Origin of the sequence: Kitasatospora sp. NPDC097691, from assembly GCF_040302665.1 — a bacterium.
In the GTDB taxonomy this organism is placed as follows: Bacteria; Actinomycetota; Actinomycetes; order Streptomycetales; family Streptomycetaceae; genus Kitasatospora.
Genome location: NZ_JBEORY010000008.1, coordinates 70174 through 84974 on the forward strand (window position 1 = coordinate 70174; position 14801 = coordinate 84974).

The 14801-nt window shown below is 73.8% G+C and carries 10 protein-coding genes; 6 read left to right on the plus strand and 4 right to left on the minus strand.

Annotation, left to right across the window (positions count from 1 at the left end; genetic code table 11):
* The first annotated feature begins 11 nt into the window (after positions 1-11).
* Complete coding sequence (locus tag ABTY56_RS08320; RefSeq protein WP_350627570.1) at positions 12-1061, plus strand: family 2 encapsulin nanocompartment cargo protein polyprenyl transferase; 1050 nt, start codon at positions 12-14, stop codon at positions 1059-1061.
* Between the two features lie 122 nt (positions 1062-1183).
* Here ABTY56_RS08320 and ABTY56_RS08325 read toward each other — a convergent pair whose 3' ends face one another.
* Complete coding sequence (locus tag ABTY56_RS08325; RefSeq protein ID WP_350627571.1) at positions 1184-2224, minus strand: NAD-dependent epimerase/dehydratase family protein; 1041 nt, start codon at positions 2222-2224, stop codon at positions 1184-1186.
* Positions 2225-2420: 196 nt separating this feature from the next.
* On the opposite strand from ABTY56_RS08325, the gene ABTY56_RS08330 reads away from it, so the two are divergent.
* Entirely contained in the window at positions 2421-3809 is a 1389-nt protein-coding gene (locus ABTY56_RS08330; RefSeq protein ID WP_350627572.1) for a DUF1254 domain-containing protein, read from the plus strand.
* A gap of 105 nt (positions 3810-3914) precedes the next feature.
* A complete protein-coding gene (locus ABTY56_RS08335) occupies positions 3915-5249 on the plus strand; it encodes a DUF1254 domain-containing protein (RefSeq protein WP_350627573.1) in 1335 nt (444 codons plus the stop codon).
* Between the two features lie 468 nt (positions 5250-5717).
* Here the strand turns inward: ABTY56_RS08335 and ABTY56_RS08340 are convergent, their stop codons facing one another.
* Positions 5718-7688 (minus strand): BACON domain-containing protein, encoded by a 1971-nt coding sequence (locus ABTY56_RS08340; protein WP_350627574.1) that lies wholly within the window; start codon positions 7686-7688, stop codon positions 5718-5720.
* Between the two features lie 150 nt (positions 7689-7838).
* Between ABTY56_RS08340 and radA the strand changes: the two genes are divergently transcribed.
* A complete protein-coding gene (gene radA, locus ABTY56_RS08345; protein WP_350627575.1) occupies positions 7839-9386 on the plus strand; it encodes a DNA repair protein RadA in 1548 nt (515 codons plus the stop codon).
* A 201-nt stretch (positions 9387-9587) separates the two neighbouring features.
* Complete coding sequence (gene disA / locus ABTY56_RS08350; RefSeq protein WP_030304894.1) at positions 9588-10646, plus strand: DNA integrity scanning diadenylate cyclase DisA; 1059 nt, start codon at positions 9588-9590, stop codon at positions 10644-10646.
* A gap of 221 nt (positions 10647-10867) precedes the next feature.
* Here disA and ABTY56_RS08355 read toward each other — a convergent pair whose 3' ends face one another.
* Entirely contained in the window at positions 10868-11740 is an 873-nt protein-coding gene (locus ABTY56_RS08355; protein WP_350627576.1) for a hypothetical protein, read from the minus strand.
* A 217-nt stretch (positions 11741-11957) separates the two neighbouring features.
* Here ABTY56_RS08355 and ABTY56_RS08360 point away from each other — a divergent pair, with 217 nt between their 5' ends.
* Positions 11958-12884: an HhH-GPD family protein gene (locus tag ABTY56_RS08360; protein ID WP_502893053.1), complete on the plus strand. Its 927-nt coding sequence runs from the start codon at positions 11958-11960 to the stop codon at positions 12882-12884.
* Positions 12885-13027: 143 nt separating this feature from the next.
* Here ABTY56_RS08360 and ABTY56_RS08365 read toward each other — a convergent pair whose 3' ends face one another.
* Entirely contained in the window at positions 13028-14620 is a 1593-nt protein-coding gene (locus tag ABTY56_RS08365; protein ID WP_350627577.1) for an MDR family MFS transporter, read from the minus strand.
* Positions 14621-14801 lie beyond the last annotated feature (181 nt).

Below are 14801 nucleotides of genomic sequence, written 5' to 3' on the forward strand. Positions count from 1 at the left end.
GGGGGAGACCCATGACGAGTCCCACACTGGAGCGGGACCACAAAGAGGGGCAGGAGGCGGCCGACATCCTCGCCCGTGCCCGCGCGCTGGTCGACCCGGTCATGCGGGCCGCCGTCGACTCGCTGCCCGGCACGATGCGCAAGGTCGCCGGCTACCACTTCGGCTGGTGGGAGGCGGACGGCACCCCCGCCGCGGCCTCCGCCGGCAAGGCGATCCGGCCGGCCATGGTCCTCGCCGCCACCCAGGCCCTGGGCGGCACGCCTGGCGAGGCCGCCGCCGCGGCCGCCGCAGTGGAGCTGGTGCACAACTTCACCCTGCTCCACGACGACGTCATCGACCGGGACGACACCCGGCGTCACCGGCCCACCGCCTGGCGGGTGTTCGGCACCACCGAGGCCATCCTGGCCGGGGACGCCATGCACTCCCTCGCGCTGCGGCTGCTCGCCGAGGACACCCACCCCGCCGCCCACGGCTCGATCCGCCGGCTCGCCGACTGCGTGGTCGAGCTCTGCGAGGGCCAGCAGATCGACTGCGCCTTCGAGCAGCGCAACGACGTCTCGCTGCCGGAGTGCCTGGCGATGGCGGAGGCCAAGACCGGTGCCCTGCTCGGCGCCGCCTGTGCGATGGGTGCCCTGTACGGCGGGGCGTCCGAGGAGGTGGCGCAGGCGATGGACGGCTTCGGCCGGGAGATCGGCCTGGCGTTCCAGCTGATCGACGACCTGATCGGCATCTGGGGGGACCCCGCGGTGACCGGCAAGCCGGTCGGCGCCGACCTGGTCGCCCGGAAGAAGTCGCTGCCGGTGGTTGCCGCGCTGGGCTCCGGGACCGTCGACGGCGCGCGGCTGGCCGAGCTGTACACACTCGAACGCCCCTTGAGCCAGGACGAGTTGGCGCAGTGCGCGGCGGCCGTCGAGGGGGCCGGTGGGCGCGGGTGGGCGCAGGGGCAGTCCTGCGAGCGGATGGCCGCGGCGATGGCGCAGCTGGCCGCCGCCGTACCGGAGCCGTCCGCGGCCGACGAACTGCTGGCGCTCGCCGAGCTGGTCACGCGCCGGACACACTAGAGACGCCGGACACACTGAGGGCGCCGGACAGGCCGAGGGCGCCGACGCACTGAGGGCACCGACGGTGAGTGGGAAGTCGGCCCGGCCGACTTCCCACTCCACGGCCCGTTCCGACAGTCGGCTTACCCGAACGCGGCCAACAGCCTGCGCTCCTTGGTGGGTTCGATGCCCTGCCGTGCGGCCGCACCCGGTCGGCCCTTGCGCCCGGCGGCGTCGGTGTCCTCGGCTGGCCCGCGCTCCCGCAGCCACTCCCAGGTGTCCCCGGCGGTCTCGGCGAACGGTCGGCAGCGCAGCCCGGCGGCCTCCGCCCGGCCGGTGTCGGCGAGCCAGGTGCCGGTCAGCTCGGGCAGGTCCGGGGCCCACAGCGGCAGTTCGCTCCACGGCTCGACCCGGTCCGGCCCCTCGGCGAGCAGCTTCGCGTCCGGGACCCAGACCAGCTCGGTGTCCGCGACGCCCGCGACCGCCCGGCAGGTCTCCAGCCACTCGCCGAAGCGCAGCCGTCCGGGCGGCGCCGTGGTGAGGAACCGCCCCGCCGTCCGGGCCGTCAGCAGGTCCAGCCCGAAGACGGCGAAGTCCCGGACGTCGATCACCTGCATGGTCCGCTGAGGGTCCCCCGGGGCCAGCACCCGGCCGCCGCGCGCCATCCGCTCCAGCCACCAGGGCAGCCGGCCGCCGATCTCGTACGGTCCGACGAGCAGCCCGCTGTTGAGGACCAGCGTGCGCTCGGCCCCGAAGATCTCCAGCACCGCGCGCTCGCAGCCGGCCTTCAGGGCGGGGCTGAACGGCTGGTCGGGCGGAGTGTCGGCGGGGCAGGGGTGCAGCGGGGAGTCCTCGTCGATCACCCGGTCGGGCCAGTCGGCGAAGGCGTGTACGGAGGAGACGACGGTGTAGTGCCCGGCCCGGTCACGCAGCAGGCCCGCCGTGAGTGCGGCCTGGGCGGGCTGCTGGGCGGAGGTGTCGACGACGGCGTCCCAGGCGCGGCCGTCCACCAGCCGGGCGATGTCCTCGGCGCTGTCGCGGTCGCCCCGGACGGTCTCGACGCCGGGCAGGTCGGTGGCGCTGCGGCCGCGGTTGAAGGTGGTCACCAGGTGGCCCCGGGAGAGGGCCTCGGCGGCGTAGGCCCGTCCGAGGAAGGACGAGCCGCCGAGCAGGAGGATCTTCATACCGCCCACCCTCTCCCTGCCGTCCCACCCGTACGCCCGGATTTAGCGCTGGGCAGATCCTGTGGTGCCGGCCCGGTGCGGGGCACGTGTCGGCGGGCGCCCGATCCGACGTGCCGCCCCCTTCCGGCCGACTTAGCATCCGATCTGTACCGGTCTGTGGAGATTGCGCCTGATTCGGCAATGGGAGAGCGACAGCATGGTCAACCCGGCACTCGTGGACCCGGCCACCGTCCGCGCGACCGCTGCCGAAGCCTGGATCCGCGCCCAACCGATCCTGCGCAACTACCGGGCCCTCTACGCCCAGGCCCTGGACGACGCGGATCCGTCGTACGTCGGCGGCTTCGGGGTCTTCCGCCACCACCCGCAGCCGCCCACCCCCGCCGACACGCCTGCCGAGACCCCCGATGTCACCCCCGCCGCCGTCCCCGTCCCCGTCACCGGGGGCGAGGACGGGGACACGCCGTACTCCCGGGCCTGGCTCGACCTGCGCGCCGAGCCCTGGGTGCTCTCCGTCCCCGCCGAGGACCGCTACCACGTCCTCCCACTGCAGGAACTGGACACCGTGTACGCCGGGTTCATCGGGTCCCGGACCACCGGCCCGCAGGCCGGCGACCACCTGGTGGCCGGCCCCGACTGGCGGGGCGAGCCCCCGCCCGGCATCCGCAGCGTGATCCGCACCGCCACCCGGCTGGTCGGCATCCTCGGTCGCACCCGGCTGACCGGGAACACACCTACCGAGGTCGCCGAAGTCGCCGCCGTCCAGGAGCGGTACCACCTGCGCCCGCTGCACGAATACGCCGGAACGCCCACGCCGACGCCCGCCCCGGAGCCGGTCTGGCCGGTCTGGCGCGAGGAGGTCCCGGACGGCCTTGAGTTCCTCGCCTTCCTCGACTTCCTGCTCGGCTTCTTCCCGGCGGACGGCCCCGTCCCGCTGCCGCCCGCCGAAACCGACCTGCGCGGCCGCCTCGTGGACCTCGGCGTCGACGGCCGCGGCGAGTTCGAGCCCGCGGCCCTACCACTGGAGCTGCGCACCGAGATCGAACGCGGCATCGCCGACGGCCGCGCACGGCTGACGCACGCCATCGCCGGACTCCGCGACCGCGCCGGGCTGTTCGGCACCCGGGAGCAGATCGGCGCGGACTTCCTCCGGCAGGCCGTCGGCGCCGCGACCGAGCCCCACGGGCTGCCCACCGAGGAAGCCTGGTACGGCCGTTGGGAAGCGGACAGTGCGGGCCGCCACCCACCGGACGCCGCCGACCGCGACCACGTCATCCGCTTCGCGCCGGACGCGCTGCCGCCGGCCCGCTTCGGCTGGTCCACCACCCTGTACGCGCTGCCGGACCACCGGCTGGTCGACAACACCCTGGACCGCTACTCGATCGGCGACCGCACCCCCGGCCTGGTCCGCGACCAGGACGGCGGACTGACCCTCTACGTCCAGCACAAGCGGCCCGCCGACGCCGACCACTCCGCCAACTGGCTGCCCGCCCCGGACGGCCCGTTCACCGTGGTGCTCCGGCTCTACGGGCCGGACCGGGTCGTCCTCGACGGCCGCTGGCGACTCCCGCCGCTCGACCCGCGCTGACCGCGACCCTGCTGACTGCGACCCTGCCGACCCGACCCGCCTTCGCCGACCGCCGCTCGTCCTGACCGACCGCCTCGTCCCGACCGACCGCACGAAGGACCCCCGATGAATCAGCCCGAGCTGGAGGCCCTGGCCGCCGACGCGTACGTCTACGGCTACCCGCTGGTCGCCGGCCTCACCATGGTCGAGCGCTTCACCAGGGGCGGCCTGGGCACCCTGCCGGCGGCGCCGTTCAACCACTTCAGCCACGCCACCCGGCTGGCCGGCCCGGCCGACGACTTCGTCTCGGTCAACAACGACACGATCTACTCGATCGCCCAGCTCGACCTCTCCGAGGGCCCGCAGGTCCTGCACGTCCCGGACACCGCGGGCTCCTACTACGTGCTGCAGGTCATCGACGCCTGGACGGACAACGTCGCCTACCTCGGCCGCCGCGCCACCGGCACCGGCGCGCAGACCTGGCTGATCGTCCCGCCCGGCTGGCACGGCACCCCGTCCGACCCGGACCGGGTGATCGAGCTGCCGACCACCGTCGGCACCGTGGTCGGCCGCTTCGCCTGCGCCGGCCCGGACGACCTGCCGCGGGTCAAGGCCCTGCAGTCGGCCCTCGCCCTGGAACCGCTGGAACCCGGCGGGCTGGTCGCCGGACTGCCCGAGCCCGACCCGGACGTGCCCGAGCGGCTGGCCTTCTTCGAACGTCTGAGGGTGTGGATGCAGGCCTTCCCGCCGGCCACCGCGGACATCGAGTACCAGCGGCGCTTCGCCCCGCTCGGCCTGCTGGACGACGGCGCCTCGCCGTACCGCGCCGCCGTCCCCGAGTGGACGCTCTCGCTGGCCAAGGGCCTGGCCGCCGGCCGCGAACGGGTCGAGGACGCCACCCGCCCGCCGGAGGACCACCCGCCGGGGGAGTGGCGCTCCGCGCTCCACCTCTTCGACTACAACACCGACCACCTCGGGCCCGGCACCCTGGACGACCCCGAGTGGCGCATCCCCGACCGCCGCGCCGCCTACCTCAGCCGCGCCGCCGCCGCCCGGGCCGGGCTCTGGGGCAACCACGCCTACGAGGCCTCGTACGCGATGACCTACGACGACTCCGACGGCCGCCCCCTCAGCGGCGCCAACAACTACACGCTGCGCTTCGAGCAACTGCCCCCGGCCGATGCCTTCTGGTCCGTCACGATGTACTCCGTCCCGGACTACTACCTGGTGGAGAACCCGATCGACCGCTACTCGATCGGCGACCGCACCCCGGGCCTGGTCTACGGCGCGGACGGCTCCCTCACGCTGACCCTCCAGCACGACCAACCCGAGGATCCGACCGCCGCCGCCAACTGGCTCCCCGTCCCACCCGGCGAGTTCCGCCCCATCATCCGCCTCTACCAGCCCGAACCCCCGGTCCTGAACGGCACCTACCAGGTCCCCCCGATCCACCGCACCTGACGCCCACCCCCAACGCCGGCCCCGAGCCACCGGCCCGCCCGCCCGCGGAGCGGGGAGGATTATGAAGACCGGTCTACATACTCTGCGGGGTCCCGGGGCCGGCGGTGCACGAAAAGTCGGCCCGATCGACTTCCTGTGCGTCCCGGTGTTCGCCCCGGGAGAATTATGACGACCGGTCTACATATCAGCCCGTCAGGAACCGGCGCAGTGCGCGAGAAGTCGGCCTGGTCGATTTTCTGTGCATTCCGGTGGTGGCAGCGGGCTGGACTATGCCGACCGGTCTACATATTTGTCCGTGCTGCCGTGCTGCCGTGCTGCCGTGCTGCCGTGCTGCCGTGGTCCCGTGGTCCCGTGGTCCCGTGTAGCCCTGCTGGCGGGCCCACACGGTGCGCGAGAAGTCGGTCTGGCCGACTTTTCGCGCACTCCTCACCCCTCCACCGGTGGCGCGTCTGCGCTGCGGGGCACGCTCTAGCGCGCAGACGCCGACGCCGACGCCGATGCCGTCGGTGACACCGGCGGTGTCCCCGTCCCGGTCGGATGCGGCGAGGGGCTGCTGCTTGTCGGGGGAGCCGTCGGGGTGCCCGAATGGGACGGGGAACCCGTCGGCGTGCCGACCGGCGGCGCCGACGACGGCGAGCCCGACGGGGAGGGTGCGCCCGTGCCGGTCGGTGAAGGGGAGTCCGTCGGTGGGGCGGACGTCGTCGGGGGCGGGGCGGCCGGGGAGGAGGCCGAGCCGCCGCGGTTCTGCGGGCCGCCCTCCAGGGTGACCACCGCCTGCGAGGGCGGCAGCGCGATCCGGGCGGTCCAGTGTGTGGTCGGTGCGAGGTCCTCGTCCACGGTGACGATCACGGTGATGCGTTGGCCGGGTGCGAGCGTGCCGGAGTCGCGGCTGAGCCGGAGCCAGCCGGCGTCCGTCACCGCGTGCCAGCGGATCTCCGTGGTGCCGGAGTTGGTGAGGGTGAGGACCGTACGGCTGCCGTACTCGCCGGCTTCGACGGTGAGCAGTCCGGCTGGGGCCGGTTCGGGCGCGCCGGGTCCGGAGGCCCGTTCGAGTACGGGGGCCGGGGCGGCGACCAGGGTCGGGCTGCCGAGCGGGGTGGCGCCGTGGGCGGGGACCGGGACCACGGCACCCTGGAAGGTCAGCCGCGGAAAGCCGGGAAGCAACGTTTCTGCACCGCCGCCCCCGCCCGTCCCCGCCAGCTCCAGCCCTGGTACCCCCGGTCCTCCCCGCCCGGCCGGGCCCGCGCCCCCCGGCCACGGCTGCGGTGACCGTTGCCCGCTCTCCCGGCCGGCCTCGTCCACCCGCACCGCAGACACCGAGGCCGCCGCCCCCGACCCGCCGCCCCGGTGCCCGGCCCAGAGCGCGACCACCGGTGCCGCCAGGACGGCCGCCAGCACACCCGTGGTCACCACCCGCCGCCGGACCGCCAGCCCGCGCCCCGCGTCCGGTGCCCGGTGCCGGGGAAAGCCGCTCTGGTCGAACCGCAGCCCGGGCTCAGCCCCCACACGGCCGAAGGCACCCGCGACGCCCCCGACACCTCCAACGCCCGCAATACCCACGACACCCACCACACCCACGACACCCGCGGCACCCGCAGGTCCCACAGCACCCGTCGCCCCCGCCGGAGCAGCCAGCAACGGCAGCCCGGACAGTCCCGCCGCCCCCTCCGCCGCCTCGCCGGCGGCCACCCGATCCGCCGTCCCCCGGCAGGTCGGGCAGTCCACCACGTGCTGCACCAGCTCCCGCCGCAGCGCCGGGCCGAGCACCCAGTCCCGCCAGGACTCCGCCCCGGCCCCACCGAGCCGGTCCAGCTCCGGGCAGCTGCCCACACCGAGCACCAGCAGCGCCGCCCTGGTCCGGGCGACCTCGGTCTCCGCGCCGACCAGCAGCGCGCGGGTCCGCTCGAACGGCAGGCCCAGCACCGCCGCCACCTCCAGTGGCGTCAGCCGGTGCCGGACGGACAGCTCCAGCGCCTCGCGCTGCTCGGGGTCGGTGCCGGCCGCCTCCGGCCAGGCGAGCGAGGCCAGCTCGCGACGCCGCCGGGCCGCGTCGACCTCGCTCGGCTCCGCCCCCGCCGCCCCCGCCGCCTGCCCGGCCCCGAACCCGATCCGGGCCCCGCCCGCGGCCGCGGCCCCGTCCCCGGCCGAGGGCCCGGCCGCAGCGGCACCCCCGTCCGCAGCCCCGACCCCGTCCGCCAGCCGCCGCAGGCAGCAGTACCGGGCCAGCGAGAACAGCCAGGCCCGTACCAGTCCGGGCTCGGCCAGCCGGGCGCCGTGCCGCTGCGCCAGCTCACGGACCTCGCGCAGGGCGCCGGCAGCGGCGTCGTGCTCGCACAGCACCGAGAGGCAGTAGGTGAACAGGCCGTCCACCTGCCGGTCGTACGCCGCGAGCACGGCGGAGGCCTGCGGCCCGACCGGCCCAACAGTTCGCGTTGTCACCCGTCCGACGGTAGGGAACCCGGACGGCCCGTCCCCGCCAATCGCCACGTATGTACTTCTTTCGGGTAACAACATCGCCCATCTGTGTGGACGCGCGGCGAGCCCGGTGGCGGACCGCCGCTGTCGTACCCAGGCGCTACCGTGGGCCGCATGCCTCCGCGTTCCAAGACCACCGCAAAGCCGCGCCCCGCGTACCGCTGCACCGAGTGCGGCAACCAGCTGCCCAAGTGGGTCGGCCGCTGCCCGGAGTGCAACGCCTGGGGGACGGTCGAGGAGTACGGCGCGGTGCCGATCCGGACGACGGCCGCCGGCCCGGTCAGCGCTCCGGCCCGCCCGATCGCCCAGGTGGACGGCCAGGTCGCGACGGCCCGTTCGACGGGCGTCCCGGAGCTGGACCGGGTGCTCGGCGGCGGGCTGGTACCCGGCGCGGTGGTGCTGCTGGCCGGCGAGCCCGGCGTCGGCAAGTCCACCCTGCTGCTGGACGTCGCGGCCAAGGCGGCCACCGACCGGCACCGCACGCTCTACGTCACCGGCGAGGAATCGGCCGGCCAGGTCCGGCTGCGCGCCGACCGGATCAACGCCCTCTCCGAGCACCTCTACCTCGCCGCCGAGTCCGACCTGGGCGCGGTGCTGGGGCACATCGAGGCGGTCAACCCCGGCCTGCTGATCCTGGACTCGGTGCAGACCATCGCCTCCGCCGAGCTGGACGGCGCCCCCGGCGGCCCGGCCCAGGTCCGCGAGGTGGCGGGCGCGCTGATCCGGGCGTCCAAGGAGCGCGGCATGGCCACCCTGCTGGTCGGCCACGTGACCAAGGACGGCCAGATCGCCGGCCCGCGCCTGCTGGAGCACCTGGTGGACGTGGTGCTCAGCTTCGAGGGCGACCGGCACGCCCGGCTGCGCCTCATCCGCGGGGTCAAGAACCGCTACGGCGCCACCGACGAGGTGGGCTGCTTCGAGCTGCACGACGAGGGCATCGTCGGCCTGGCCGACCCGTCCGGCCTCTTCCTGACCAGGCGTGACAAGCCCGTCCCGGGCACCTGCCTCACCGTCACGCTGGAGGGCAAGCGCCCGCTGGTCGCCGAGGTGCAGGCGCTGATGGTGGATTCGCAGATCCCCTCGCCGCGCCGGACCACATCGGGCCTGGAGTCGCCCCGGATCGCGATGATCCTGGCCGTGGTCGAACGGCACGGCGGGGTGAAGCTCGGCAAGCAGGACATCTACACCGCGACGGTGGGCGGGGTGAAGCTGAGCGAGCCGTCCGCCGACCTCGCGGTCGCGCTCGCGGTGGCCAGCTCCTCCACCGACACCCCGCTGCCCAGCAACCTGGTGGCGATCGGCGAGGTCGGCCTGGCGGGCGAGGTGCGGCGGGTGACGGGCGTGCAGCGCCGGCTCGCCGAGGCGCACCGGCTGGGCTTCACCCACGCCCTGGTCCCGCCGGACCCGGGCAAGGTGCCCCCGGGCATGAAGGTGGTCGAGGTGGCCGACATCGGCGAGGCGCTGCGGGCCATCCCGGGCCGCCGCCGGTCCGCCGCCAAGCCGCGCGGGGAGGCACGTGGGGACGCCCGCGGGGAGGGGCGTGCCGAGGCCCGTGCTGAGGCACCGTCGGCGCCGCCGGCCCCGCGCTCGGCCCGGGTCACGGCCTACCCGGAGGAGCTGATGGACGGCTGGGAGCCGCTCGACTCCGACGAACTGCGCTGACCCAAGCCCTGCCGAAGCCACACGCAGTTAGACTTTCCCCAGTCTCATTGGCCAGTAGGCAGTACCGAGCGGTACTGAGCGACAGAGCAACAGACCGCGGACCGGCGCACGGCGCGAGGCGCGCGGCACGGGGTCGACCGGAGGAGTCACGTGGCAGCCAGCGACCGGGGGGCGGACAAGGCCTCCCGTGAGGAGGCCCTGCTGCGGGCCTCCCTCACCGCCATCGCGCCCGGCACGGCGTTGCGTGACGGCCTGGAGCGGGTCCTGCGGGCCAATACCGGCGGCCTGATCGTGCTGGGCTTCGACAAGACGGTCGAGCCCATCTGCACCGGCGGCTTCGTCCTGGACGTGGAGTTCACCGCGACCCGGCTGCGCGAGCTGTGCAAGCTGGACGGCGCGGTGGTGCTCGACAAGGACATCACCAAGATCGTCCGGGCCGGCGTGCACCTGATGCCGGATTCGACCATTCCGACCGACGAGACCGGCACCCGTCACCGCACCGCCGAGCGGGTCAACCGGCAGACCGGCTTCCCGGTGGTCGCGGTCTCGCACTCGATGCGGCTGATCGCGATGTACGTCAACGGCACCCGCCGGGTGCTGGAGGACTCCACCACGGTGCTGTCCCGCGCCAACCAGGCGCTGGCCACCCTGGAGCGCTACAAGCTGCGCCTGGACGAGGTGGCCGGCACGCTCTCCGCGCTGGAGATCGAGGACCTGGTGACGGTCCGGGACGTCACGGCCGTGGCCCAGCGCCTGGAGATGGTGCGGCTGATCGCCACCGAGATCGCCGGCTACGTGCTGGAGCTCGGCATCGACGGCCGCCTGCTCTCGCTGCAGCTGGACGAGCTGATCGCGGGCGTGGAGCCGGAGCGCGAACTGGTCGCCCGGGACTACTTCCCGGAGCGGGCCGCCAAGAAGGGCCGGACGGTCACCGAGGTGCTGGCCGACCTGGAGGCGCTCACCCACGCCGAGCTGCTGGACCTGCAGACCGTCGCCAAGGCGCTCGGCTACTCGGGCACGCCGGAGTCCCTGGACTCCGCGGTCTCGCCGCGCGGCTACCGCCTGCTGGCGAAGATCCCGCGCCTGCCCAACACGGTGATAGAGCGCCTGGTCGAGCACTTCGGCGGCCTGCAGAAGCTGCTCGCCGCGAGCATCGACGACCTGCAGACGGTCGAGGGTGTCGGCGAGACCCGGGCCCGCTCGGTCCGCGAGGGCCTGTCCCGTCTTGCCGAATCGTCCATCCTGGAACGCTACGTCTGATCCGACGACGTGCGGACGGCCCCCGGGGAATCGCTTCCCCGGGGGCCGTCCCGCGTCCAGGCCTCGAGCCACCGCCCCGGGAACCCCGTCACGTCAGAGAGCCGGATCCCCGGAGCCCCGGAGTCCCGCAGCCCCGGAGTCCCGCAGCCCCGGATCCCCGGAACGCCGGAGCCCCCGGCCGCCGCGGCGACCGGGGGCTCCCGAACGGAGTCGACCGACCCTCAGTTGTCCAGCCGGATCGAGGTCCGCGCCGAGACCTTGTCCCCGGAGAGCCCGGTGAGCTCGGCGAGCACCACGTAGGTGCCGTTCGACGGCGGCGTCGGGTCGGCGGTGGCACACTGCGGCTTGCTGCGGCTGCGGTCCCAGGTGAAGGTCTCGGTCTGGCTGCCGTTCGCCGCCAGCTGCACCCAGATGCTGCCCTTGTCGGCCGGGCAGTCGCCGGAGGACCAGACCCGCTCGCCGTTGCTGGCGCTCACGGTGATCGCGGAGGCGATCCGGCCCAGGTCCACCCGGCAGTTGGCGCCGGTGGAGTTCTTGACCGTCAGGGCGAGCCGCGGCTTGTCCTTGGGCTGGAACGAGTTCTGGGTGCCGGCCAGCTCCAGGGCGACCTGCGAGGAGGCGCAGACCGGGAGCGCCATGACCTCGGGGGTGTTGAACGCCGGGACGCCGCCGCCGGAGCCGCCGGAGCCGCCCGCCGCACCGCCCCCGGGCCCGCCGCCGGAACCGCCCGAGCCGCCGGAACCACCCGCGGGGGCCGGGTTGGCGCCGCCGGTGGAACCGCCGCTGAGGTTGACCTCCGTGCCGCCACCGCCCGCCACCGGGCCGCCGCCGGAACCGCCCGAGCCGCCGCCCGGGCGCGCCGCGGGGCCGCTCGGCGAGGCGCCGGGCGTGATGGCCTGGGCCGGGGTCTGGCTCTGGGACGGAACGGCCTGGGCGGCCTTGCTCTGTGAGCCGCCGTCACCGCCTCCGCCCTGATCGGTCATCAGCCAGGCGATCAGGGCGGCGACCGCCGCGACGGCGGCGAGCACGACGACGCGCCGACGCCAGTAGATCGAGGCCGGCAGCGGTCCCACGGGTTGACGCAGAGAGGGCACGACCAAACTCTACGAGACTGTGTGTGGCGATTGACTCACCAACACCGCACAGTCGTCCCTTCCTTCACATGATCCGCCATTTGATCCGTTCGAGGGAGCCCCGAAGGGCTGATTCTCCGGGACGTTCTCCGGGACGTTCGCCGTGATTCTCTCCGGGGATCCGGACCGGCCTCCTCCACTTCGGCCGGGTCGGCGGGCGTGGGAGGATCGAAGGGCCATGACTGCCATCACCGCCACCGCCATCGGTACCGACGCCGCCCGGCTCCCGATGCCCCTGCCGCTGTTCCACTCGACCGTCCTGGACTGGTACGAGGCGACCAAGCGCGACCTGCCCTGGCGGGCCCCGGACGCGACGCCCTGGGCGGTCATGGTGAGCGAGTTCATGCTCCAGCAGACCCCGGTCAAGCGCGTGCTGCCCGCCTGGGAGGCATGGCTGACCCGCTGGCCGACCCCTGCCGACCTCGCCGCCGACGCGCCCGGCGAGGCGGTCCGGATGTGGGGCCGGCTGGGCTACCCGCGCCGCGCGCTGCGGTTGCACGCGGCCGCGGTGGCGATCACCGAGGAGCACGACGGCGAGGTCCCGGACGACCACGCCACGCTGCTCTCGCTGCCCGGGGTGGGGGAGTACACCGCCGCGGCGGTCGCCTCCTTCGCCTTCCGCCAGCGGCACGTGGTGCTGGACACCAACGTCCGGCGGGTCTTCGCCCGCGCGGTGACCGGAGTCGAGTACCCGGCCCAGGCCACCACCGCCGCCGAGCGCCGCACCGCCACCACGCTGCTGCCCGCCGACGCCGACACCGCCGCCACCTGGGCGGTCGGCGTCATGGAGCTGGGTGCGCTGGTCTGCACCGCGCGCGGCCCGGAGTGCGGGGAGTGCCCGCTCTTCGCCGGCTGCGCCTGGCAGCGGGCCGGCCGTCCGCCGTACGAGGGCCCGGCCCGGCGCGGGCAGTCCTACGAGGGGACGGACCGCCAGGTGCGCGGCAAGCTGCTCGCGGTGCTGCGCGAGGCGCACGGGACGGTCGAGCAGGCCCGGCTGGACGCGGTCTGGCCGGACGCGGTGCAGCGGGCCCGGGCCCTGGACGGCCTGGTCGCGGACGGTCTGGTCGAGCCGGTCGAGCAGGGCGTCTACCGCCTGCCGCAGTAAGCCGCAACGACAACGCCCCGGGACGACAACGTCCCGGGACGACAACGTCCCGGGACGACGACGCCCCAGACACGACGGCGCCCCCGGGAGGAGGATCTCCCGGGGGCGCCGCGGTCGTACGGGGGCGTACGGAGCGGGGACCGTCAGACGGCCGCCGCCTCCAGCGAGGCCTCGGCCGGCTGCTCGCCCTTGCCGGTGCCGCGCAGCGGCACCTCGCGCAGGAACACCGCCGCGGCGATCGCGATCACGGCCACCCCGGCGCCCCACAGGAAGACGGTGTGCATGCCGTTGGACACCGCGTGGTGGTAGGCGTCCTGGATGTTCTCGGGCAGCTTGCGCAGGGCGGCCGGGCTCATCTGGCCCGGGTCCTTCACGCCGCCGCCGGCGGCCTGCTCGCCGAGCTTCTCCTTCATGGTGTCGGTCACCCGGTTGTTGAACAGCGCGCCGAACAGCGCGACACCGAAGGAACCGCCGATGGTGCGGAACAGGGTGGCGGTGGAGCTGGCCACGCCCATGTCCTTGAGCTCGACGCTGTTCTGCGCGACCAGCATGGTGATCTGCATCAGGAAGCCCATGCCCGCGCCGAGCACGACCATCCAGCAGGCCGAGGTGAAGCTGCTGGTGTGGATGCCCATGGTGGAGAGCAGGATCAGACCGACGGTCATCACGATGGTGCCGATGATCGGGAAGATCCGGTACTTGCCGGTCTTGGTCACGGCCTGGCCGACCACCAGCGAGACGACCAGCATGCCCAGCATCATCGGCATCAGCAGCAGGCCGGAGTTGGTCGCCGAGGCGCCCTGGACGATCTGCTGGTAGAGCGGCAGGAAGACGGTCGATCCGAACATCACGAAGCCGACGATGAAGCCGATGATCGAGACCAGGGTGAAGTTCAGGTTCTTGAACAGGGTCAGCGGGAGCATCGGCTCCTCGACCCGCTGCTCCACGTAGCAGAAGGCGATCAGCGAGGCGGCGGCGAGCGCGGCCAGGCCGAGGATCTGCTTGGAGCCCCACTCGTACTGCTGGCCGCCCCAGGTGGTGATCAGCACGAGCGAGGTGATGCCGACGGTGAGCAGGATGGCGCCCAGGTAGTCGATCTTGGCCGTGCTGCGGACCTTCGGGAGCTTCAGGGTGACGACGACCACGGCGAGCGCGATCACGCCGAGCGGCAGGTTGATGTAGAAGGTCCAGTGCCAGCTCAGGTGGTCGGTGATGAAGCCGCCGGCCAGCGGGCCGCCGATGGTGGCGAGGGCCATCACCGCGGCGAACATGCCCTGGTACTTGCCGCGGTCGCGCGGCGGAACCAGCGCGCCCATGATCGACATGACGCCGACCATCAGACCGCCGGCGCCCAGGCCCTGCACGGCGCGGAAGCCGATCAGCTCGTTCATGTTCTGCGACAGGCCGGACAGCGCCGAACCCACCAGGAAGATCACGATCGAGGTGAGGAAGGTGCCCTTGCGGCCGTACATGTCGCCGAGCTTGCCCCAGATCGGGGTCGAGGCGGCGGTGGCCAGGGTGTACGCGGTGACGACCCAGGACAGGTGCTCGGCGCCGCCCAGGTCGCCGACGATGGTCGGCATCGCCGTGCCGACGATCAGGTTGTCGAGCATGGCCAGCAGCATGGTGACGACCAGACCGACCATGACGAGGCGGATCTCGCGGGGTGACCGCGGCTGCTCCTCCTCGGCCGTCTTGTCCTCCGGTACCGGGCCGGCGGTCTTGGACTGTGACATGAGGTGGGGTCTCCCGGAGGGTGGTTCGGACGCGCATCCGCGCCGCGCGGCGGCTACTTACTTGACGCCCGGCTAGTTTCTTGTACCGTCGGCACGGTAAGTTGTTCCCTAGCCGGTCGTCAAGCCAGTTTCCGAACCGGCCACCTGGGCAGGGAGAATGTTGCCCGGGGCGGACGCCACC

Excerpts from the sequence above, each read along its gene's own strand:
- radA (WP_350627575.1), top strand. The coding sequence starts at position 7,839 with ATGCCTCCGCGTTCCAAGACCACCGCAAAGCCGCGCCCCGCGTACCGC.
- ABTY56_RS08325 (WP_350627571.1), bottom strand. The coding sequence starts at position 2,224 with ATGAAGATCCTCCTGCTCGGCGGCTCGTCCTTCCTCGGACGGGCCTAC.
- ABTY56_RS08365 (WP_350627577.1), bottom strand. The coding sequence starts at position 14,620 with ATGTCACAGTCCAAGACCGCCGGCCCGGTACCGGAGGACAAGACGGCC.
- ABTY56_RS08360 (WP_502893053.1), top strand. The coding sequence starts at position 11,958 with ATGACTGCCATCACCGCCACCGCCATCGGTACCGACGCCGCCCGGCTC.
- ABTY56_RS08320 (WP_350627570.1), top strand. The coding sequence starts at position 12 with ATGACGAGTCCCACACTGGAGCGGGACCACAAAGAGGGGCAGGAGGCG.
- ABTY56_RS08335 (WP_350627573.1), top strand. The coding sequence starts at position 3,915 with ATGAATCAGCCCGAGCTGGAGGCCCTGGCCGCCGACGCGTACGTCTAC.
- ABTY56_RS08330 (WP_350627572.1), top strand. The coding sequence starts at position 2,421 with ATGGTCAACCCGGCACTCGTGGACCCGGCCACCGTCCGCGCGACCGCT.